Annotated in this window: 20 protein-coding genes and 1 tRNA gene; 8 read left to right on the forward strand and 13 right to left on the reverse strand. The window is 59.0% G+C overall.

The genetic code is table 11. The annotated features are described in order from the left end of the window. Positions 1 to 97 precede the first annotated feature (97 nt). The 3 genes from AC2FFD_RS03275 to AC2FFD_RS03285 all read left to right on the forward strand — a co-directional run bounded on the left by AC2FFD_RS03275 (position 98) and on the right by AC2FFD_RS03285 (position 3352). Entirely contained in the window at positions 98 to 1657 is a 1560-nt protein-coding gene (locus AC2FFD_RS03275) for a trimethylamine methyltransferase family protein (RefSeq protein WP_496871919.1), read from the forward strand. 118 nt (positions 1658 to 1775) lie between these two features. Then, a complete protein-coding gene (locus AC2FFD_RS03280; protein ID WP_171615892.1) occupies positions 1776 to 2363 on the forward strand; it encodes a heme NO-binding domain-containing protein in 588 nt (195 codons plus the stop codon). Further along, the gene (locus AC2FFD_RS03285; RefSeq protein WP_425078546.1) at positions 2360 to 3352 is read left to right on the forward strand and encodes a diguanylate cyclase domain-containing protein; all 993 of its coding nucleotides are present in this window, start codon (positions 2360 to 2362) and stop codon (positions 3350 to 3352) included. Before AC2FFD_RS03280 ends, AC2FFD_RS03285 begins: the two co-directional genes overlap by 4 nt. Before the next feature lie 38 nt (positions 3353 to 3390). Here the strand turns inward: AC2FFD_RS03285 and AC2FFD_RS03290 are convergent, their stop codons facing one another. The 8 genes from AC2FFD_RS03290 to AC2FFD_RS03325 form a co-directional block, all read right to left on the reverse strand. Further along, the gene (locus tag AC2FFD_RS03290; protein ID WP_496871921.1) at positions 3391 to 4089 is read right to left on the reverse strand and encodes a CbiX/SirB N-terminal domain-containing protein; all 699 of its coding nucleotides are present in this window, start codon (positions 4087 to 4089) and stop codon (positions 3391 to 3393) included. Between the two features lie 61 nt (positions 4090 to 4150). After that, entirely contained in the window at positions 4151 to 5083 is a 933-nt protein-coding gene (locus AC2FFD_RS03295) for an AEC family transporter (protein WP_496871922.1), read from the reverse strand. 54 nt (positions 5084 to 5137) lie between these two features. Beyond that, the gene (locus tag AC2FFD_RS03300; RefSeq protein ID WP_171115079.1) at positions 5138 to 5935 is read right to left on the reverse strand and encodes an MBL fold metallo-hydrolase; all 798 of its coding nucleotides are present in this window, start codon (positions 5933 to 5935) and stop codon (positions 5138 to 5140) included. After that, positions 5932 to 6738 (reverse strand): TatD family hydrolase, encoded by an 807-nt coding sequence (locus AC2FFD_RS03305; RefSeq protein ID WP_496871924.1) that lies wholly within the window; start codon positions 6736 to 6738, stop codon positions 5932 to 5934. The genes AC2FFD_RS03300 and AC2FFD_RS03305 overlap by 4 nt, the downstream gene beginning before the upstream one ends. Further along, the gene (locus tag AC2FFD_RS03310) at positions 6735 to 7856 is read right to left on the reverse strand and encodes a DNA polymerase III subunit delta' (RefSeq protein WP_496871926.1); all 1122 of its coding nucleotides are present in this window, start codon (positions 7854 to 7856) and stop codon (positions 6735 to 6737) included. The genes AC2FFD_RS03305 and AC2FFD_RS03310 overlap by 4 nt, the downstream gene beginning before the upstream one ends. Positions 7857 to 7859: 3 nt before the next feature. Next, on the reverse strand, positions 7860 to 8486 hold the full coding sequence (gene tmk / locus AC2FFD_RS03315) for a dTMP kinase (protein ID WP_496871928.1): 627 nt from the start codon (positions 8484 to 8486) through the stop codon (positions 7860 to 7862). Next, positions 8483 to 9649 (reverse strand): D-alanyl-D-alanine carboxypeptidase family protein, encoded by a 1167-nt coding sequence (locus tag AC2FFD_RS03320; RefSeq protein ID WP_496871929.1) that lies wholly within the window; start codon positions 9647 to 9649, stop codon positions 8483 to 8485. The genes tmk and AC2FFD_RS03320 overlap by 4 nt, the downstream gene beginning before the upstream one ends. A 16-nt stretch (positions 9650 to 9665) precedes the next feature. Beyond that, positions 9666 to 10964 (reverse strand): SPOR domain-containing protein, encoded by a 1299-nt coding sequence (locus AC2FFD_RS03325; protein ID WP_496871930.1) that lies wholly within the window; start codon positions 10962 to 10964, stop codon positions 9666 to 9668. 202 nt (positions 10965 to 11166) lie between these two features. Between AC2FFD_RS03325 and AC2FFD_RS03330 the strand changes: the two genes are divergently transcribed. After that, positions 11167 to 11256 (forward strand) — tRNA-Ser (locus AC2FFD_RS03330). A 660-nt stretch (positions 11257 to 11916) separates the two neighbouring features. Here the strand turns inward: AC2FFD_RS03330 and AC2FFD_RS03335 are convergent. The 3 genes from AC2FFD_RS03335 to AC2FFD_RS03345 all read right to left on the reverse strand — a co-directional run bounded on the left by AC2FFD_RS03335 (position 11917) and on the right by AC2FFD_RS03345 (position 14312). Continuing rightward, positions 11917 to 12483 carry a TetR/AcrR family transcriptional regulator gene (locus AC2FFD_RS03335; RefSeq protein WP_496871931.1) on the reverse strand — a complete coding sequence of 189 codons (567 nt, stop codon included), beginning with the start codon at positions 12481 to 12483 and terminating at the stop codon, positions 11917 to 11919. After that, a complete protein-coding gene (locus AC2FFD_RS03340) occupies positions 12474 to 13550 on the reverse strand; it encodes a flavin monoamine oxidase family protein (RefSeq protein WP_496871932.1) in 1077 nt (358 codons plus the stop codon). The genes AC2FFD_RS03335 and AC2FFD_RS03340 overlap by 10 nt, the downstream gene beginning before the upstream one ends. Before the next feature lie 93 nt (positions 13551 to 13643). Beyond that, positions 13644 to 14312 (reverse strand): cupin domain-containing protein, encoded by a 669-nt coding sequence (locus AC2FFD_RS03345; RefSeq protein ID WP_496871934.1) that lies wholly within the window; start codon positions 14310 to 14312, stop codon positions 13644 to 13646. 597 nt (positions 14313 to 14909) lie between these two features. On the opposite strand from AC2FFD_RS03345, the gene AC2FFD_RS03350 reads away from it, so the two are divergent. The 4 genes from AC2FFD_RS03350 (at position 14910) to AC2FFD_RS03365 (ending at position 19593) form a co-directional block, all read left to right on the forward strand. After that, positions 14910 to 15860 (forward strand): ABC transporter substrate-binding protein, encoded by a 951-nt coding sequence (locus AC2FFD_RS03350; protein ID WP_257599011.1) that lies wholly within the window; start codon positions 14910 to 14912, stop codon positions 15858 to 15860. A gap of 78 nt (positions 15861 to 15938) precedes the next feature. Further along, positions 15939 to 16976 (forward strand): quaternary amine ABC transporter ATP-binding protein, encoded by a 1038-nt coding sequence (locus tag AC2FFD_RS03355; protein WP_170343819.1) that lies wholly within the window; start codon positions 15939 to 15941, stop codon positions 16974 to 16976. Next, complete coding sequence (locus tag AC2FFD_RS03360; RefSeq protein WP_170343820.1) at positions 16969 to 18558, forward strand: ABC transporter permease; 1590 nt, start codon at positions 16969 to 16971, stop codon at positions 18556 to 18558. The genes AC2FFD_RS03355 and AC2FFD_RS03360 overlap by 8 nt, the downstream gene beginning before the upstream one ends. Positions 18559 to 18612: 54 nt before the next feature. Further along, positions 18613 to 19593: an arginase family protein gene (locus AC2FFD_RS03365; RefSeq protein ID WP_496871936.1), complete on the forward strand. Its 981-nt coding sequence runs from the start codon at positions 18613 to 18615 to the stop codon at positions 19591 to 19593. Here the strand turns inward: AC2FFD_RS03365 and AC2FFD_RS03370 are convergent. Together AC2FFD_RS03370 and AC2FFD_RS03375 are read right to left on the reverse strand one after the other, a co-directional pair. Beyond that, positions 19590 to 20558 carry an agmatinase gene (locus tag AC2FFD_RS03370; RefSeq protein ID WP_496871937.1) on the reverse strand — a complete coding sequence of 323 codons (969 nt, stop codon included), beginning with the start codon at positions 20556 to 20558 and terminating at the stop codon, positions 19590 to 19592. The two genes, AC2FFD_RS03365 and AC2FFD_RS03370, sit on opposite strands and share 4 nt — an antisense overlap. Positions 20559 to 20631: 73 nt before the next feature. Continuing rightward, positions 20632 to 22152 (reverse strand): trimethylamine methyltransferase family protein, encoded by a 1521-nt coding sequence (locus AC2FFD_RS03375; RefSeq protein ID WP_496871939.1) that lies wholly within the window; start codon positions 22150 to 22152, stop codon positions 20632 to 20634. Positions 22153 to 22172: the final 20 nt, after the last annotated feature.

Below are 22172 nucleotides of genomic sequence, written 5' to 3' on the forward strand. Positions count from 1 at the left end.
GGAATGGAATGAAAAACCGACAAATTCTGTCGCAGACGGAGCGGCCATAGGCGTCTCTTCGGGGCTTGCTTGACGAAAGCAAGAACAGGAGGCACCGATGGCCGAGACCAAAACACGCAAGCGCCGCGGAGGAGGGCGTGCAGGGGCGGCTGCGCGCAGAGGCAGTGCAGCGATTGACCAGATGCCCTGGGATCCGCCGGTCAATATCGATCGACCTACGGAACCTCTGGATCAGGCCGGCATCGAAGCGATCCATGAAGGGGCGATGCGGATCCTCGAAGAGATCGGGATCGAGTTTTACAACGAAGAGGCAATAGGCATCCTGCGCGAAGCCGGTTGTACCATCGACGGCGAGAATGTCCGCATGGGGCGGGACTTTGTCATGGAGATGATCGCCAAGGCTCCCAGCCGGTTTTCGATCACCCCTCGCAATCTGGATCGCAAGATCGAAATCGGGGGGAAGAACATCCTGTTCGGCAACGTTTCTTCCCCGCCGAACTACTGGGACATGGAGATCGGGAAAAAAGTGCCGGGCAATCGCGAGATGTGCCGGAATCTTCTGAAGCTGACGCAATACTTCAACTGCATCCATTTCGCCGGCGGATACCCGGTCGAGCCGGTCGATATCCACGCCAGCGTCCGCCATCTGGACGTGCTGTACGACAAGCTGACCCTGACCGACAAGGCGATGCACGCCTATTCGCTGGGCAAGGAACGTGTCGAAGATGTCATGGAAATGGTGCGCATTGCAGGCGGTTTGAGCCACGAAGAGTTCGAAGCCGCGCCGCGCATGTACACCAATATCAACTCAACCTCGCCGCTGAAACACGATCACCCGATGATAGACGGATGCTTGCGCCTGGCACGGCGGGGACAAGCGATTGTAGTCACACCCTTTACGCTTGCCGGGGCCATGGCACCCGTAACCATGGCAGGCGCAGTGGCGCAGTCCCTGGCCGAAGCGCTGTGCGCCATTGCGCTGTTCCAATATGTGCGCCCGGGTATCCCTTGTGTGATCGGTACCTTCACGTCGAATGTGGACATGAAGTCCGGCGCGCCGGCCTTTGGAACACCGGAATACATGCGTTCGACCCAGATGACCGGCCAGATGGCGCGGTTCTATGGTTTGCCCATGCGGTCTTCGGGTGTTTGTGCGGCAAATGTGCCGGACGGCCAGTCGGTGTGGGAGACTTCGAACTCGCTTTGGGCAGCCGTGCAATCGGGCACCAATATGGTTTACCACGCAGCCGGTTGGCTTGAGGGCGGACTGATCGCCAGCCCGGAAAAGTTCATCATGGACTGCGAAATCCTACAGCAAATTCAACGCTATATGGACCCCGAGTTGACCGCCACAGGGCCGGACGAGATTGCCCTGGATGCGATCAGGGCAGTCGGAAATGACGGCCATTTCTTCGGCATTCAGCATACGCAGGATCGCTATACCACGGCGTTCTATCAACCCTTCCTGAGTGACTGGAAAAACTATGAAGGATGGGAGGTCGCCGGCGGTATCTGGACCGCAGAACGCGCGCATCACATGTTCAAGGAGATCATCTCAAGCTTTGAAGCCCCCCCGATGGATGAAGGTATTCGCGAGGAACTGGCCGCTTTTGTCGAACGCCGCAAAGCGGAAGGCGGCGCGCCCACGGATTTCTGACCGGACGGGTGGTATCGAGTTGATACTCGGTTGAATTCGCTACAACTCAGGGTGGATTTTGGCTATTTGTTAAGGTTTTTCCGGCCACAGTGCACAGGACACAAATCTGGGGCATCTGATGCATGGTCTGATCAATCGGGCGATACAGTCCTTTGTCTGTGCGACCTACGGGCGATCCTGCTGGTTGCGCGTGACCGACGCCGCGCGGCTGGGGTTTGTCGAGTTTGAAGCCATGCTCGTCTATGACGATGACATGACGTCCAAGGTAATGGAGGCGCTGAGTGCCGACCTCGATCGGCCGCAAGCCGAAGTCTTTGAGGACTTGGGAACGTATCTCGTGTCTCACCCGAATATGGAAGGGCTGCGCCGCCTTCTCAGGTTTGGCGGCGTCAGCTATGTCGAGTTTCTTCATTCGCTCGACGATCTGGCGGACCGCGTACGGCTGGCGGTGTCTGATTTGACCCTGCCGACCTTGGAACTGAGAGAGCTGTCAGCCACGGAATTTCAACTGAGTTGTTCCCCGGGCCTGCCCGGGTACTCCAATGTCATGGTTGGGGTCCTGCGTGCAATGGCGGATGACTATGGTGCGCTGGTGATGCTGTCACACGAGGGGCAGCAGCAAGGGAGTGACGTCATTTCCATCATGTTGGTTGAAAGCGCATTTGCTGAGGGGCGGCATTTTGATCTGGGGGCTCGGAACGGATGACAGATACCCAAGAACTGGCTGGTCTGCTGGAAACGCTTTGCCCGATGTTCCTGTTGGTGGACCAAAACGGGCATATTCAACAAGCAGGTCCGACCCTGCAAAAGTTGCGACCAGAATTGCCGCTGGTGGGGCAGGGTTTTCTGGATGTATTTGAACTGATCCGCCCCAGAACGATCACAACCGTTCCCGCCCTGATGTCAATGGCGGGGGCGAAGCTGCATCTTAGGTTCCATGATGAACCCCGTACAACCCTCAAAGGCCTGGTTGCTCCTTTGCCGCATTCAGGTGGTGCGGTCATCAATCTGTCATTTGGTATCTCGATTTTGGATGCGGTACGGGACTATGCGCTGACTAGTGCTGATTTCTCGGGCACGGATCTGGCGATCGAGCTATTGTATCTGGTCGAAGCCAAATCCGCCGCGATGGAGGCATCCCGCTCTCTCAACCTTCGGCTACAGGGTGCGATGCTTGCAGCCGAAGAGCAGGCCTATACCGACACGTTGACCGGACTGAAGAACCGCAGGGCAATGGATCACTTGCTCGAGCATTTGATCTCGGGAAATTCCACCTTCGCGCTCATGCATCTGGATCTGGATTTTTTCAAAGCCGTGAATGACAAGCTGGGTCATGCGGCTGGTGATTTCGTCTTGCAGCAGGCCGCCCGCATCATGCAGGAGGAAACACGAAGCAACGACACGGTGGCCCGCGTCGGCGGGGATGAATTCGTTATTGTTTTCAAAGATCTGACTCGGGAAGATACTCTGGCCTGCATTGCGGGGCGTCTGATATCAAAGTTGAATGAACCGATGACGTTTCAGAATCAAAGCTGTACGATCTCGGCCAGTATTGGCACCGCTTTGTCCACGCAGTTCGACTGCCCCAACGCCGCCGACATTCTTCACGCAGCAGATTTGGCCCTTTATCAGGCCAAACGTGACGGCCGGTCATGCCATCGCATGTATTCAGCGTTGAGCAAGGCGCAAACCTGAATTCGCCCGGGAAACACGATGGGCAACGTATCGGGGCTTCAGGCTGAATCGAATGCCTCATTTATCTTCTTGGCTATCTGTTGCCGGATCGGAGGCAACTCTCCCACCACCGGCAGGACCACGCCTGAAAACCCCGCGCGATCCAACTCTTGCGGGACGTCTTCCTGCACGTGCCCTCCGGCACAGGCAAAGAACGGAAGGCACAGCGCCTGATCTTCGGTGCCGTTGGCGGCGTCAGAAATGGAAGGTGGCTCTTCGACGAAACCGACGCGAACAGATTTGAAAGCCACCAATCCCGCAAGCTGTTTCGCAAACTGCAACGCCACGGACGACGGGTTCCGGCTGCGCCCGGAACCATGCGCGGCAATGACCAGATCGGTGGACCGAGCGGCCCAGTGTTTGTCGGACAATTCCCATTGCAGGGCCTCTGCGGTCAGGGCCGGCAGGTCCGGGTCAATTCCAAGCGGGTCCAAAATCTTTGCCGGATGGTGCCCAAGCCGTTTGGGTAACGCGCTGGTGACAAACCACCCCTTTGCCATGAAAAGTGGATAGATGACCGAATTTTCGGGCGCGCGGTCCAGCTTCGCCTCCAACGCGCCCGGCGCGGCCAGAGTGGCCGAATGCACCGCCACATGCTGGGTCAGCGCGTTGACCTTGGCTGCGAATGCAGCAAGTGCAGCTTCCGCCGGTTCCGGGTCAGACGGTTGGCCATGAGCGACGATAATTGCATGTGACATTCGGATCTCCTGCTGCGTTGCGCGATAGGTGTTTCACGTCGACCTGAAGTCAACACCACAGTTAGCCCAGAAGTGTCAGCCATAGCCAGACGGTCAGAATGGACGAGGCTGTTCCGATAAGCACGGCCGACGCTGCGACCCGTTTTGCGCGACCATACATATTGGCGAAAACATAGGCGTTGAAACCCGGAGCCATGGCGGCATTCAAAACCCCCGACCGAAACAGATCCTGCGGCAGGCCCGTGGATTTGCCGAACACCCACACCAGGCTGGGATGCAGCATCAAAGAGATACAGCAAACATAAGCAATGGTGCGCAGGTCGCCCTCGGGCTTGTATTTGACCAGCACACCGCCCAAGGCAAACAACGCCCCGGGCAGGGCAGCACGGGTGATCAACCCCAGCGCTTCGTCGACCACGGCAGGGATCGCCAGGCCGGACAGGTTGACCAGAAACCCAAGGGCGATACCAAGGATCAGCGCGTTCTTGAACATTGCGGACAAAACAGACCGTGCCATGCGCACGCCACCATGACCGCGATTTCGCACGACCTCCATCACCGTGATCCCGACGCCGTAACAAAACGGAGAATGGAAGGCGATGATCGCGTAGTTGCCGGTCAGGTTCTCGGGCCCATATGCGCGTTCGGTTATCGGCAAACCCAACAGGACAGAGTTTGAGAACAGGCAACAAAACCCGATGGCAACGCAATCTTCCCAATCGCGCCCGAAAATGATGCGTGCGCCGAACAGGCCTGCTGTGAAACACAGGGCGGCAGCGGAATAGAAACTGGCCAAAAGCCGGGGGTCGAAACTGGCGCTGAGGTCCAGATGCGCGATGGCCAGGAACAAAAGGCAGGGAATCGCAAAGCCTTGGGTGAACTTCATCAGCCCATCGACATGCGCTTCTTTGAAGTACCCTGTGCGTGTTGCCGTATACCCGGCCCCGATTACAAGGAAAACCGGAAGAATGACGCCGATCAGGCTTTGCAGCATGTGGCCCCCGTGCGACGGGCCTGCTGCGATATCATGCGGGCGGCGGGCAGCGGCCTACTGCGACTGATGGATCACCATCCCGTCGAAGGCGGGGGTGATGTGGTCGGGGGTTTCCGCATCGACGGTCGCATAGTCGAGATCGATATGCATGTTGGTCAGAACCGCGCGCTTCGGTTGTAGTTCTTCGATCCATCCAAGCGTCTTTTCCAGATGGGCATGCGTTGGATGAGGTGAACGGCGCAGGGCATCGATGACAAGGCAGTCCAGCCCTTTCATTTCGGGCCAGGCATCGTCGTAGATCTCGGCGACATCCGGAAGATAGGCGAGTTGCCCAATGCGGAATCCAAGGGAATCGATCGAACCGTGATTCACTTTGAAAGGACGAAACGGAATCGGGCCGCCGGGGCCGTCGATTTCAAATGGACCGTCGATGGACTTGAGCTCGAGTATCGGAGGATAAGGAGAGCCTTCCGGCTGAATGAACGCGTATCCAAACCGCCCCAACAAGGCGTTCTGGGTGTCGCCATCCGCCCAAACGGGAACGCGGGTTTTCATGTTGAACACGATCATGCGCAAATCATCGATTCCATGCACATGGTCTGCGTGAGAGTGCGTATAGACGACCCCGTCCAACCGCCCTGTACCTGTATCCAGCAACTGGCTGCGCATATCTGGTGTGGTGTCGATCAGAACCGAGGTTGTCCCATCTGGCCCGTCGCGTTCGACCAGCATCGAACAGCGGCGTCGGATGTTCTTGGGGTTCGCAGGGTCACAATCGCCCCATTGACCGCCCAATCGCGGCACGCCGCCAGAGGATCCGCAGCCCAGAATTGTAAATCGGAAGCCGGTCATGCGGCGGCCTTGTATGATGCCGCTTTGGTGAACAGCCGGTCGAAGTTTGCCTGTGTCTGGTCAGCAAAAGCGGCATAGTCCATGCCAAAGATTTCGGCCCCCTTTTGGGCCGTGTGCACAGTATAGGCCGGCTCGTTTCGTTTGCCGCGATAGGGCGGCGGGGCCAGATAGGGCGCGTCAGTTTCCACCAGAATCTTGTCCACCGGGGCGTTTGCGAAGATATCGCGCAACTCCTGACTTTTGGGAAAGGCTGCGATGCCGGACATGGACAGATAAAACCCCAGCTCCAGCGCGGCCTTGGCCAATTGAGCAGACGATGAGAAGCAGTGCATCACGCAGGAATAGGGTGCGTTGCGATATTCTTCAGCCAGAATGCGGGCCATATCTTCATCAGCTGCGCGGGCGTGAATGATCAGGGGCAACCCGGTGCGCTGGGCCGCTTCGATATGGATGCGAAGTGACTGTTTCTGCACTTCGGCACTGTCGGCGGTATAGTGGTAGTCCAAGCCGGTTTCACCGATACCGACGAATTTAGGATGCCGTGTCAGGGCGACCAGATCATCGACCGAGGCCAATGGCTCGTCCGCGGCGCTCATCGGATGTGTGCCGGCGGCATAGAAGACCGGCGCGTGGGCTTCGGCAATCGCACGGACGGCCGGTTCGTTGCGCAGTTTGGTGCAGATCGTCACCATCCGGGTCACGCCAGCCTGGGCAGCACGCGTGATGATGTCGTCCAACTGGCCTTCGAAATCCGGGAAGTCCAGATGGCAATGGCTGTCGGTAATCTGGGGGGTGTCGCTCATCTGTTCTGACCGGCAGTTTCCTGTATCTTGAACACCGTATCTAGGACCAGAGCGGCAGGGTCAAGGTTGACTGCCTGACCATGTCGCGCTCGGGTTGTGATCGTTGCGGCGACCTCGGCCCAGCGACGGGCTTGATTTGGCGATGCTGACAGACGCGCCAGTGTTTCACCCTCGTTGGGGGCGGCTTCAGGAAGCGGGGGCGTGCCCGTTGCCCCGGTCAGGGCCAGCCGTGACAGAGCGATGTCGATCAGGGTAAGCAAAAGTTCGAACCGGTCCGCCGCGCCGCGCTGTGCTGCCGCTTCGGCCAGGGCCAGCGCGCGCTGGCGATCCATGCGGGGCAGGGTGCCCAGAATGGCGATCAGTTCGGCATAGATGTCCAGACCACCCAGATTGATCAAACGCACGGCGTCTCCGACTGAACCTGCGGCAAGCGCGGCAAGGTGTTCTGTCTGCGCGGGAATTTCGGTTTCCGTTTGTGACAGGGCGGCTTGCATGTCTTGCGCGTTCAGCGGGCCGAGGCGCAGCGTGCGACAGCGTGAACGGATGGTTGGCAACAGGCGTGAGGGTTGATGCGATACCAGCAAAAGGGTGGTACGGGCAGGCGGCTCTTCCAGCATTTTCAGCAACGCGTTGGCGGCGCTGACGTTCATTTCGTCTGCTGAATCCACGATCACGACGCGGCGGCCGCCGTCCGCAGAGGACAGGCCAAAAAATTTCCCGAGCTTGCGGATGTCATCCACGACGATCTCACTGCGCAGCCGTCCCTGATCGTTCAGCGACCTTGTTATCGCCGCCAAACCCGGTTCTGCCCCGGCCTGAATGCGGTGCGACACCGGGTGTTCAGGATCGATCTCAAGTGTCTCTGGCGGCGGAGGTGCGCCAAACAGCCCTCCATCATCCACCGGTGGCGTTGCCAGCAGAAACCGTGCGATCCGCCATGCCAGCGTTGCCTTGCCGACGCCGCGCGGTCCGGTCAGCAACCAGCCGTGATGCAGCCTGTCCGAATTGTAGGCGGTCAGAAACGCCTGTTCAGCCGCGTCCTGACCAAAAAGCCGCGCGGTCTCACGCGGATGCGGCGCACCCGGCACCTGATCCGGAGAAGGGATATCGTCGTTCATCGTCTACCGCAGTGCTGCCTGGACGAGTTCTGTCACATCCTGCGCAACGCTGTCCATGTCCCTGTTGCCATCCACGATGTGAAACCTGTCCGGGAACTCATCGGCCAGCGCCAGAAAGCCGGCGCGCATCTTCTTCTGCAATTCCGGGCCAAAGTCCTCGAACCGTTCTTCGGTGCCTTGTCGCCCCTTGGCGCGTGCCAGGCCCGTTTCAGGGTCCATGTCGATCAGCAGCGTCATGTCCGGTTCGCGCCCGATCATCAGGCTGTGCAACTGATCCACCAGATTTCGCAGGTCGCCCCGGGACAGGCCCTGATACATACGTGTGCTGTCAGCAAAGCGGTCGCAGATCACCACCTTCCCTGCTGCCAGTGCAGGTTCGATGGTGCGCTCCAGATGGTCGCGGCGGGCCGCGGTGAACAGCAGAATCTCGGTCTCGGCCGACCAGCGATCCGGGGCGCCCTCCAAAACCAGTCTGCGAATTTCCTCGGCCCCCGCAGAGCCGCCGGGCTCGCGCGTCAGTACCACCTCGTGACCCTGCGCTCGCAGATGTTCCGCCAGCATCCGCGCCTGTGTTGACTTGCCTGAACCGTCAATGCCTTCGAAGGTCAGAAAAAACCCCGCTTTCGTCACATCGACTCCAGCGGGTTGTTGATCACGTCTTTCAATACGATACCGCCGACGGTCAGCATGCGTACCACAAACCCGCCAATCGCAACATCTTCGGCTGCCACCAGAGGCCGCCGGATTTCCGGCAAACCTTCGGGCTTAATCACCAGTTCGGCCAGTTGCTGACCTTTCTCGACGGGCGCGTTGATCGGGCCCTCATAGACCACTTCGGCCTCGACATTCTGGGTGCCCAGAACCGGGAAAAGCACATTCAGATCACCTTCGGGAACAAGCCCCACGGTCTTTTTCTCGCCCATCCACAGCTTGGCTTCGGCTATCGGCGTTTCCGCGGTGGCAACTGTCCTCTCGACAAAATTTCGAAACGACCAGTTAACCACGGCCTCAGCCTCCTCTGCGCGCTGGCCGGTGCTGTCGAGACCCGTCAGCACAAAGATCACCCGCCTGTCGCCTTGTTTGGCGGACCCGACAAGGCCATAGCCCGCTTCTTGCGTATGGCCGGTTTTCAGGCCATCTGCACCGATATCCAGCCGCAGCAACGGGTTGCGGTTGCGGGCGTTCGAGGGTGCGCGGCCATCGAACTCGAAAACCTCTTCGGCGAAAAGGGGGTAGTATTCTGGAAAGTCCGAGATCAGCCGATCCGCAAGAACGGCCAGATCATGAACCGACATCATATGCCCGGCGGCGGGCCAGCCGTTTGAATTTGCGAAGTTCGAATTGTTCATGCCCATCTGCTTGGCCCGCTGGGTCATGTATCGCGCAAATCCTGCTTCGGTGCCATCCGGGCTGAGCGCTTCGGCGATGACGACGCAGGCGTCATTGCCCGACAAAACGATAATGCCGCGCAGCAGGTCTTCGACACGTACGCGATCCTGCGTGTTCAGGAACATTGTCGAGCCGCCATAGCTCATCGCGTGTTCCGAAACAGGCAGGGTTTCGTCCAGCGTCAAGCGCCCGTCCCGCAATGCTTCGAATGCAACATAAAGCGTCATGAGCTTGGACATCGACGCAGGCGGCAATGGTTGGTCGGCTTCTTTCGACAGCAGCACGGTACCGGTGGTTTGGTCGATCACATAAGCCGCGCGGGCGGATGTATCAAAAGCCTGGGCAGGTATCGCCAGAACGGCAAGCCCAAGAGCCAGAACGGATGTTCGTATTGAGGATAGCATGTTACGCCTCCCTTAATCAGTCGGTTACCGTGAACGCGTCTTTGAAGCCAAGGTCTTTCACGTCCTTTTGAAAGGCTTTGCGCTCGGCCCGGGTTGCGGCGGGGCCAACCAGCACGCGCCAGACAGTACTATTTGCTGTTTTCAGTTCCCGTACAACTGTGGGCATGCCGTTCCGACGCACCTTTTGGGCGGCTGACTTGGCGTTCGCCTCTACGCTGAAGGTTCCGATCTGAACAAACGGTTTGCTCAGAGATGTCGCCGACGTTGTGGCGGCTGCGACAGGAGTGGCTTCTGACGCATCAATTGCGGCTGCGGCCCCCTCTATCGGGTCCAGTGGCGTTTCGGTGATCGCGGCGGGGTCTTTCTTTTGCCACCATTTCCGCTTGGCAGGTTGCTCGGCGGGGGGCGTGACCGGTGCATCCGACAAAGAGGGGGACGCCACGGCTTCGGCGGCTTCGGCGGCTACGTCTGCGCTGTCAGTTGCTGTATCTGCCGCGGCCACGGCAGTTCCCGCAGCCGCAGCTGCGGGGGCTTTCTTCTGCCACCATTTCCGCTTGGCTGGTTTTTCGGCAGGTGCTTCGGCCTGATCGTCCGCAGAAGTGGCCGTCTCGGCGTCTTCGCTTGCGGGCTCGACGTCTTCAGCCGTTTCATCCGATGCACTGGCCGCACCCGCTGCAACCGCAGCCGTACCCGCGGCGGCGGCGGCTGTTTCCTTTTTCTGCCACCACTTCCGTTTGGCCGGTTTTTCCGGCTCTGTGGACGCTTGAGTGGCGGCAGCTTCATCGGCACCTGCGGCCGTGGTTTCGGCTGCCGTTTCTTCTGCCTCCGGCGCATCCTCCGACGACGGTTCTTCGATCTTTTCACGGCGCAGTGCGACGACGCTGACTTTTGTCGGCGCGCCCGCAAGCATTCCCAACTCTTTCGCGGCAGCGGACGAGACCTGAAGCGCGGGTCCTGGCAGGTTGCGCTCGCGCCGGAACAGGGCGCCGGTCACAGATTTGTTGTTGGACGTGTTTCTGATCACGACACGTTCAGGTTGGGACGCATCCGGGTGCGCAACCCATATCCCGCCAAGAGACGGCCGGCCATCCCAAAGCCCTGCTTCGGTTGTCTGAAAAACCTCAGGGGCTTCGACATCACGCTGAGAGCCGGTGGCCACCTCGGGCAGGAGTTCCGTCTTCCCCGAATTGTCTTCCGGTTTCTCAGCCGATTCAGAAGTTGATAAAGCCTCTTCACATCCGGCCAGTATCGTCAAAGTCAACGCCAGATACGCCAGCCGTTTCGGCCCCGGGCGTGTCTCGATCGCTCGCTCCATCTGCTTATCCCTTGCCTGAAGGGGTTTCGTTTTCCGAACCCCGCTGCCGGTCTGCTGGTTCTGTATGCCAGCCTGTTGCGGTCTTTCGTGCGGATCATAACGTGGCTGAAGTGTCATGGAAAGACCGCTGCACAGGCTTCGGCAAGATTTCCCGATTTCGACTTGCCTCCGGTCGAACTTCGCCTTAGACCCTGCTGTCGACGGGGAGGTGGCAGAGTGGTCGAATGCGGCGGTCTTGAAAACCGTTGGGCGTGAGAGCGTCCCCAGGGTTCGAATCCCTGTCTCCCCGCCATAAAATGGCAAATTCGACCACACGCTGACCGTCTCTTGTTATTTTCCGAACCAACGGTTTTCCCGGAAGATTCCCATGTTCGGTTCCTGTTCTGGTCCCGCTTGGGCCGAGCCTGCTTTGCGAGTCGCATTTGGCCGGTACCTGCCGAGTATTCTAGAACCATAGAGAGGCTTTTGTGACCTGCGATGGCCGCAATCTGGAGGTGAGTACATCCGGCCTCGGCCAATTCGCTTGCTGCGCTGTATCGCAGGCAATATCGACATCTACAAAGACCACACCAGGATGATCGCCCGAAATGGGTTGGGGCAGGGGGGGCGGCCAATCGGCTCGGCAAAGTGCCGCCGGGACGCCCCGAAGGTTGCCGGGAAGGGTTCGCCAATATTTATGACGAAGCAGCCGAAGCCATTCCGGAGTGCAGAAACGGAAGTTCGCCTGACGCGTCTGCGGTCTATCCAACGGTCCAAGATGGGTTTGAGGGCGTCCGGTTCGTGACCGCATGCGCGCAAAGCTCGGCCAGAAACTCGGCCTGGGTCAAGCTGGAGTGTGGTTTTCAGCCTTGCGGGTTGAATTGCTGGCCTCGCACGAAAAAAAACCGGGTTGAGGCGGACAGGCGCCTCAACAATCGACGCGGCCATTCTGGGCGCGCAAGTTTGGGTCGTGTCACAAACATCGCGCTGTTAACACTTCCACGGCGTCATCAAAGGTTTGTACGCTGCTCTCGGCCCGAGCCGTCAGATGAGCGCCTTCCAGCAAGGCCAATGCCGCGCGTGCTTCTGCTTTCGGATCCGCAACCCCCGTGATCGACAGATCCGTTTTGCCAAGCGCAAAGACATTCTCGATCCACCGGGTCATCATGCGCCGGAACGCGCGGATTTTGTCGGTGACCTCGTTCGACAAGCTTTCCCGGCTGATGATCAGCGAGACACACAAGCACAGGGTTTTCCCGTCGTTCAAAGCCGCGCGATACAGCGCGATCAGTGCGCGCATGCGCGCACCCGCCTTGTCACAAGTTTCCTCGATCTCGGCGCAGCGCCCGGTAAGCTCGGTATGGTAGCGGTCCATCAAAGCTGCTGACAGCGCGGCTTTGGTTGGGAAGTGATAGTGGATCGATGCCTTGCGGATGCCCACATCATTGGCAAGGTCGGCATAGCTGAACCCGTCGAAGCCTTTGCTGCGCACGGCCAATTCGGCAGAATTGAGCAGAGCGGTCTTTGTGTCTATTTCCATGCCGCGTTCATCCTTAATGCGCTCAACAATGCTGCGGTGGTCTCTGCTGCTTCCAATGCACCTTCAAGATATCCCCCAAATTGCGCGGCTGTTTCAGTGCCGCTGAGAATGATCCTGTCTTCCCAGATCCGCGTCATGGCCTTCGGCAAGCCGTATTGCGGATGGGTATACAAAGGCTGAAGGTCCAGATCGGTCGCTGTGAAGCGGTCGAACGCCCAGTCTTTTAGGAAAAGCGTGCTGGGGCTGACCGCCTTGCGCCCGAACAATCGCCCCAGCTGCGCCAGAACCTGCTGCCGCAACACCCCTTCATCCCGGCGAGCATGCGCAGGGATGCCGATGAAACCGAACAGCGCGAAGGGACCACCGCTGGCAGGTGACGCGTCGTGGATTTCCACCATGGGGCCGCGTCGGCTCATGGCATCGCCAGACAGTCCGTCGTCACGCCAGAACGGAGTGTCATAGACCGCAAGCGCCTTGGCCTGACCTGCCATCCATGTCGGGATTTCCCGCATGGCTGATAACGTGCCATCGGGCAGGGTGGGCTCAAAGATCAACTCGGCCGCGATACGTGGGGGTATGGCAAGCACAACATGCCTCGCCCAAATATGCCGCCCAGATTGCGTGGTGACCCGAACCCCACCTTCGGTGCGCGCCAAGGCCGTGATCTGCGTTGACAGGTGGATTGCCCCATCCGGCAAGAGTGCCGACAGCGCATCCGTCAAGGCAGCGAGCCCCCCGATCAGACGATAAGACCCTTCCATGGATGAAAACCCCCGGCCGCGCTCAACACGGCCTTGTTCATCTTCGAAACTCAGCGCGCCGGAGCTGAATTGGTCAAACCTGTGCAGGCCCAGCCGTTCGATCAGCGCGGCAATCCGTGGTTGGCCGGGCCAGAACCAGGCCGGACCCATGTCGAAACGGCCGTCGCCCAGAGCCTCGGTCAGAATGCGCCCGCCCAGACGATTGCGCGCCTCGACGATCAGCACTTCCTGACCTTGATCCACAAGCTGTGTCGCAAGGCTGAGCCCTGAAAGCCCCCCGCCAATGATGAGCGTATCCGTGCGCATGGTTCAGAACCCCTCACTTGAAGAGCGCAGGTTCAGCTTTTGGGGCCCGCTCGACCAGGGGTGTTGCGCCAGGGGTTTTTGGTCACCCATCGGTTACACCGCCGGCGGTTGGGCAAAAGGCAGGTGGCCTGTCTTCATCCAGATCCTGGCCCCGTCCGGCCCCGCAACGGCCATCAGGCTGTGGCCTTCAGGCAGGCGCAGCCAATCGTTTTTGACCAGTTCATCCCCGCCTTCGGTGACCGACCCGTCGATGATCAGAACCTCGATCCCGCCAGGGGCGTCCGAGCGCAGCGTCGCACCCGCGTCTAGATGGGAGTAGGTCACGACCTCGCGCGCATCCTCATGCAGGACTGCGGTGGCGATACCATTTGCGGGCGCGCCCAGCTCATCCACCATGCTTTTGCGAAACTGGTTGCGATCGTCCATGTCGAACTGCCAGAGCTTCACGAATATCGTGCAGCCCGGTTCCGACCCCGGCGTGTGTTGCGTGGTGGGCGGATTGCGGACATAGGTCCCCGCAGGATAGTCGCCATGCTCATCCTGAAACACACCGTCAAGGACAATGAACTCCTCACCGCCAGTATGGGTGTGTGCAGAGAAATGACTGCCCGGCGCATAACGCACGATTGTGGTGGCCCGGGCGACCTCGCCTCCGATCCTGTCCAACATCCTGCGATCCACACCCTTCATGGGAGAGGCCTGCCACTCCAGCTGGTCTGAGTGAACGACGACGCGGTCAGAGAAGTCCGAATTGATTTCCATGGGGTCAGTTCTCTTTGATGGTTACGACATGGGAACTATCTACCAGTAGGTAGGCAAATGCCAGCTTCAAAGTTCGATTAAGCGCCACTTTTCACAGAGTGTTGAACCTGGTCTTGTCAGAAGGACCTCGTTGAAGTGGGTGGACAAAAACTGAGAGGAGGCTCCACGCCGCCTTTACGGACAGAGCGCGCGCAAACCAAAGAACCAGACGCAACCAGTGTTTGCTGAAAGGGGCCTTAGCGTACTGAAAAGGAAACCTGCCCGACCGCGTTGAGACTGGTGCGCTTTCTGCCCGGGCAATTCTTGTGCTCATTATACCTGAGGGTGCTTCCGGCTTTGGAGATGTCGGGCGCACCTCCTTGAATCGCAAAAAGTCGAAACCATGTTGCGATAATTCCGCATTCAAGGGGTAATAAAACGTATCTCTTGAAGGCCCACGCATCCACGTGCTTCACTTTTGGAGCCATGTAAGCCTGTGATTTTGCTGGCCCCAAAAAACCCGAAAGGCACGGCCTTTCAAGACCTGAACCAGAGCGCACCACGGCCCGAGAGGGTGAGAAAAACAAACGCGGAAGCTACCCAACACGGAGATATCAGATGAAAAAAACTGCAACGCTACTTGGAAGCGCGTCCTTCGCGATTGCCGGGCCGGTCATGGCCGCGGATATCGTGATCGGTGTGCCCAACTGGGCCTCGGTGAACGCCACGGCACATATTCTTGAAGTCGTGATCGAAGAAAACCTCGGCCTGGACGTGGAATTGCAAAACGGCACGAACCCGATTGTGTTTGAAGCCATGGACAGCGGTTCGATGCATGTCCATCCTGAAGTGTGGATGCCCAATCAGCAGAACCTGCACGATACCTATGTCAAGGAAAACGGCACCGTCGTCATGAACCAAAACCCGGTTCAGGCCGAGCAGGGCATGTGCGTGCCGACCTACATCGCGGAACAATATGACATCAAGTCGATCGATGATCTGAGCGACCCCGACAAGGTTGCGATCTTTGATACCGATGGCAACGGAACACCCGAGGTATGGATCGGTGCACCGGGTTGGGCGTCGACCGTCGTCGAGAAGATCCGGGCCAAGTCCTATGGCTATGACCAGATCTTCGAATTGACGGAATACGAGGAAACCATTGCCTATGCCAATTTGGCGAACGCGACAAAGGCGGGTGATCCGTGGATCGGGTTTTGCTACAGCCCGCACTATATCTTCGTGACACAGGATCTGACGGTTCTGGAAGAACCGCCCCACGACCCGGCCACCTGGACAATCGTTCAGCCCACGGATGATCCGGATTGGTTGTCCAAGTCCGAGGCGTCCTCGGCCTGGAACGGGGCAACGCTTCACCTGCACTATGCCAAGGAACTGGAAGAGAGCTATCCCGAAGTGGCCGCCCTGTTCAGCAACTATCAGATGACAGGCGACGATCTGAGCGCGATGGGCAAGGCGCTGGCCGTCGACAACATCGAAGCCGCTGAGTTCGCCAAGGAATGGGTGGCTGCGAATGAAGACACCGTCATCGGCTGGCTGACCAACTAAACAATCACTCTTTGGGCCGTCGCGCAAAACCGCGGCGGCCTTTTTCTGTCGGGCAGGGCTTCGCCCTGTGGGGGATAAATGGACGAACCTGTCGTAAAATTAGAAAACGTTTGGAAGATCTTTGGCTCGCGTGCAGAAGAGGCAATGGAAGCGGTCAGAAACGAAGGCATAGGCAAGCCGGAAGTTCTGGAGCGGTTCAACTGTGTTGTCGGCGTTCAGGGCGCCACGTTCGAAGTGCCGAGGGGTGAGATTTTCTGTATCATGGGGCTGTCCGGCTCGGGCAAGTCCACATTGGTGCGCCACGTGAATCGATTGATCGAACCGACGGCGGGTCGGATCGAAATTCTGGGTCACGATGTTTCGAAACTGTCGGAAGCCGAGTTGCGCCGCATTCGCGCCCAGCAAATCGGTATGGTCTTTCAGCACATGGCGCTGATGCCGCATCGTTCAGTGCGTGATAATGTGGCCTATCCATTGGAGATCCGAAAGGTTTCCAAGTCAAAGCGCTGGGCCGTCTCGGATCACGCGCTGAGCCTGGTGAATCTGACAGGTTACGAGGACCGCCTGCCCAAAGAGCTTTCGGGCGGGATGCAGCAACGCGTGGGGATCGCGCGGGCGCTGGCTTCGGACCCGGAAATCCTGTTGATGGATGAACCGTTCTCGGCCCTCGATCCGCTGATCCGTCTGCAATTGCAGGACCAGTTCAAAGCGCTTGTGGCGCAGCTGAAGAAGACCACGCTGTTCATCACCCACGATCTGGACGAAGCCATTCGGATCGGCCACCGGATTGCGATCATGAAGGACGGCGTCATCGTGCAGATCGGAACACCCGAAGACATCGTCATGAACCCGTCCGACGATTATGTGCGCGAATTCGTTCAGGGCATCTCAAAACTCAAACTGGTCAAGGCGCATTCCATCATGGAGCCGGTGGACAGTTATTCAGGGCCACTTGACGGTGCGCCCCGAGCGGACGAGGGCGCGGATCTGGATCAATTGATCGACCTGGCCGTGAATTCTGATCTGCCGGTCGTCATCACGGATGCGGGCGTTGATGTGGGCGTCGTGACCAAGCCGCGCCTGTTGCGCGGTATCCAGGGGGGCAAAAATGACTGATGCTGCAACAGAGATGAAAGTTACGGCCGCCTCTGATATCGAGGTCGATCGCGAGGCCCTGGACCTTTCCATCAAAGAGTTCGCGGGTCCGAACGGTGACTACTATGTCAACGCATTCCACAAGATTCATGATGCGACCAGCGCGATTCCCAACACATTCAACAAGTGGGCCGCGTTGCTGGGGCCATTCTGGTCTGCGTCACGCGCCATTTGGGGCATGTTCTGGACCTTTCTGATCCTTGAGATCATCGCGTGGGTTCAGATCGGCAGGGGCGCGTGGGGTAATCCCGGCGCCGATTTCGCGGACCGCGCCGCCCGTCAGCAGGAACGCGCGGCCGAACTGTTGGCGCGCGCAGCGGATGCCACGGAACAGGCCGATATCGACCGTTTCACCAAACTGGCCGAGAACATACAGAAAGCCGCGGCCACAAGCCTGGAAAGGGCCGCCGCCGCCCAGTCCGAGGCGGCAGGCATCCTGATTACCGGGTTGTTGATGTTGCTGGTGTTCAAGTTGGTTCAAGGGTTCTACGCCGACCGCGTCTACGAAAAACAGTATTCGAACTGGCGCATTGATCCGGACAGCACGGAAAGTGGGCGTTCGACCCGTAATATCGTCATGGGTGCGATCCTTGTCGCAGCAATCGGACCATTGATCGTGTACAAGTTCACCGTGAACGCATCCCTTCCATTGTTGGACGCGTTCCCGGAACAGCAAGTGTCTGCGATGTTTCTTGGCGAGGGCAACGGCACGCTGTTCTCGAGCCTGGCAAACTGGATGGAGGCCAGGATTGATGCTGCGGCGGCAGCTGGAGGCGACGTATTCGACGGGATCGTGGCGGGCGTGCGCTCGGTGCTTGATGCGCTGACGATTGCACTGATCGGGTCACCCTGGCCGGTGGTCATGCTGGTCATCTGTGTGACGGCCTGGCGTGCGGCGGGACCAAGGGTTGCCATCTTCACCGCATCTTCCCTGGCCTATATCGCGTTGCTGGGGTACTGGGACGTGGCGATGGAAACGGTTGCTCTGGTCGGTGCGGCGGTGTTGCTGTGCGTGGTTTTCGGCATTCCGCTGGGTATCTGGTTCGGCAAGTCGCAGCGCGCCTATCGCGCGGCGGAACCGGTTCTGGACCTGATGCAGACGCTTCCTGCCTTCGTCTACCTTATCCCGATCATCGCCTTTTTCGGCACCGGCAACCCGCCGGGAATTCTGGCCACCATCATCTTTGGCATGCCGCCAGTGATCCGCCTGACGGCGCTGGGCATGCAAGGGGTTCCGGAAAGCATCAAGGAGGCTGCGGTCGCCTTTGGCGCGTCGAAATGGCAATTGTTGAAGGATGTTGAAATCCCTCTGGCGCTGCCATCGATCATGACGGGTGTAAACCAGACAATCCTGATGTGCCTGTCCATGGTCGTGATCATCTCGCTGATCGGCGGGGGCGGCCTGGGCAAGGAAATCCTTGAGGCGCTGCAATACGCCGCCAAGGGGCCGGGCCTGCTGGGTGGCTTTGCGATCCTGTTCCTTGCCATGGTCATGGACCGGATCGTACAGGGCGCGTTCCGGCGAGAAGACGAAAAACTCTGAACGCAAACGCCCCCGGTTCCGATCGGGGGCGCTTTTCTTTGAACCGGGGAAGCCATGACAGATCCCTATGAACAGTCGATGATGGACAACCTGTATTGGTGGGGCGTGCCTACATTGTTCCGATGTCCCAATGTCGGGCCGGAAGGGCAGGATATCGCGCTGGCGGGCGTGCCGCATTCAACCGGCAACGGCACGACCGAACGGGACCAGCACCTGGGACCACGCGCGTTGCGGCATGTCTCGGCCGTACAACGCAGGGTGCATTCGGTCTTTGAAATTGATCCCTGGCAGAGCGCGCGGATCGCCGATGTTGGTGATGTGCCTTTTCCAAAGGCCAACGACAACGAAGACTGCATCGAACGCATCACTGAATTCTACAAGACCATAGACACGGCCGGAGCGCGCCCCGTTTCCGTCGGAGGCGACCATTCCATCACCGGTGGCATTGTTCAGGCCCTGGGTTGCGGCAAACTTGCGGGCGGACAGCCGGTCAGCTTTCTGCATCTGGACGCGCATACGGATGTGTTCACCAAGGTTGATCACTTTCTGGGGGCCAAGAAATCCGCGGCCCACTGGGGGGCCTATCTGGCCGATCAGGGGCAGGTGGATCCAACCCGGTCGATGCAGATCGGTCTGCGGGGCCATGCACGCAGCCTGGACTGGCTGCAACCGTCGTACGATTACGGGTACAACATCGTCACCATGCGAGAGTTCCGACAGCGCGGGTTGGCCGATGTGGTCGCGCAGACCAAAGAGGTTTTGGGTGACCGCCCGGTTTACATCACCTTCGATCTGGACTGTCTTGACCCAACCGTCGCGCCGGCCGTGTCCAATCTGGAGCCGGGTGAGAAGGGGTTTGACATCGATGAGGCGGTCGGCATCCTGCGCGCGGCGCGCGGACTGAACATCGTCGGCGGCGATGTGGTCTGCATGATGCCCACCAAGGACAGCCCCAACAACATCACCGCACTGACGGCGGCGGCGGTGATGTTCGAGATGATTTCGATGATCGCCGAGAACGTCGCGCGGGCCTAGCGCCGCTTGTCGATCGCCTGTGCCAGAACGCAAAGCAACTCGAACATCAGCGAGATGCCAAGCCACGCCGTTCCACCGTCGGGGTCGAATGGCGGTGACACTTCGACAAGATCGGCGCCGACAAGGTTCAGACCGGACATCCTGCGAATGACCTGCTGGGCCTGAAAGCTGTTGGGTCCGCCGATTTCAGGTGTTCCCGTACCGGGGGCGTAAGTTGGATCAACAAAGTCGATGTCAAAGGTGCAGTAGGTCGGCTGCATGCCAACGATCTCGTGCACTTCGTTCATGACGTCGTCTATGCCCCGGTCGAACAGCTCTTCGACGCGAATGATGCGGATGCCCTGCGCCTCGCCCCATTCGATATCTTCAGTGTTGTAGGCCGTGCCACGGATTCCGATTTGTACAAAACGCTTGGGGTCCACCAACCCTTCCTCGACAGCGCGGCGGAACGGGGTGCCGTGGGTGAACTTGTGACCTCCAAAATAGGTATCGAACAAGTCCGTGTGACTGTCGAACTGGATCAGGCCAACCGGACCCGAAGCGGCCAGGGCACGAAGGACGGGCAGGGTGGTCAGGTGATCCCCTCCGGCCGTCAATGGCGTGATGTTGCGGGCTTGAAGATCCGTGTAGAAACGCGTGATCCGATCCAGCGTGTCTTCTATGTCGACGGGATTGGGGGCAACGTCTCCTAGATCTGCGCAGTTCACCATTGCAAACGGTGCCACTCCCGTAACCGGGTTCATCGCCCGGATCATCGTGGAATAGTCCCTCAGTTGCCGCGGACCATGCCGGGCGCCGGGGCGATTTGTGGTTCCGCCGTCCCAAGGGATACCCACGAGGCCCAGTTCGACCTCCGAGATCCGTTCGTGTGCCAGATCCAGAATAGGCAGGCGCATGAATGCGGGAATGCCGGCAAATCGGGCCAGTTCCATGGCGGATACCGGTTGAAAAAATGAATCGGCCATGATGCCCTATCCTATGCAAGTTTCTCCAGTGACCCTAACGGTTCGGCAACGTGCTGGGAATGCCCGCCGTCATTCAGGGCAGGATACGAAAACGTCGGCGAATTTCGGCGTCTTGTTCTGAGGTGAGGTATTCAGGGTGATGCGTGCTCAACACCTTTTGAGCGACTTGCCGTGCGGATGACCATGCATCCAGTGCACCGTCTGTTTGCCACGTGCGAGGCTCCTGGCGATCGGCGAGTTTCGGATAGAAGTAATCTCGTTCCATGGCTTCATAGGTTTGTTCGCTGCCCAGAAAATGCCCCTCGCCCAGAACCGAATGGCAGATGGCGTCAAAGCCAAGGTTCGCTTCGGTGACCTCGATCCCGCGCAGGATGCGATACGTGTGCGAGTGCATTTCGTTGTCCAGAACAAAGGCCTCGAAGCTGACCCCGAGCAGAGATGCCGTCATCCCCGAACTTTCATAGATCAGATTGCCTCCTGCCAGCGCTGCCGCCAGCGACGTGATGCCTTTTTCTGCCCCATGCTGGGCGTCGATGGCCTTGGCATCGGCCATCGAAGCGGCCACACCCGATGGCAAACCCAGCCAGTTCGTGATTTGCGCTGACGCTGCATTCAGGATTGCGGTCTCACCGCTGCCACCTGCGAAAGAGCCGGTCCTGAGATCCACGATGAAAGGCCAGTTGGAAAAGACCATCGGAAAGCCGGGTTTGATCGCATTGACCATCACGAGGCTGGCCAGCGTTTCGGCCAGTGACTGCGCCAGAAATCCGGCCAGAGTTGCCGGGGCGGTTGCGCCCGCTTGCGCGGCCGTGATGCAGGACATCGGTATGTTATGGGCGATGCATTCATAAACCACATCCACGGCATCCTCGCCGTATCGCATCGGTGAAATGATCGGACTTATATGCGCTTTCAGGAAGGGGCGTTTGGCGAATTCCCCGACCCCTCCGGCGACGATGTCCAGTATCTCGACAATCGGGCCGACATGTTCCGCCAACGTGAAAGACGTTGCTATTGGTTTGGTTGTGTTCCGTACCAAAGCATAAACCGTGTTGACGTCCAGATCGAACACATCGGGGACGTCGGTCGCCACGCAGCACCGGGTGAACCAACTGACATTGGCCAGCGTATCCTGTAGCCGGGTGAAATCATGCAGATCCGCCAGGGTAGACGGGCGATAAAGCCCACTGTTCATATCAAGTGTCTGAACCGCAGCACCGCCGGTGCCAAAATACACGCGGTCGCCACCCACCTCGATGGACCGGTTTTCATCCCGGCCATGAAAGGTGAAGCTCTTCGCGGCCGAGGCGATGGCCTGTTCGACCATTGAACGGGGAAAAACCAGCCGGTTCTGTTCCCGGTCCTGAGCTCCAGCTGCCCTGAGGTCGATGGCCAGCCTGTCCGGCACGTCTCCCATCCCCAGCTCTTCCAGCAGACGCAGCGCGGTGTCGTAAATTTTCTCGATTTCCGAAATGCTTAAGGGCCTGAATGTCCCGCCTTTCTGACCGGGCGGGCAAGGGTCAAAAACGGGCTTGGCCGCACGCTGTGCGTGCCGTGCCTTTCGACCGCTTCTTTTGACGCTCTCCGATGGCATTCGTTTACGTTACCTTGCGT

Source organism: Ruegeria sp. YTSC002 (assembly GCF_059609845.1).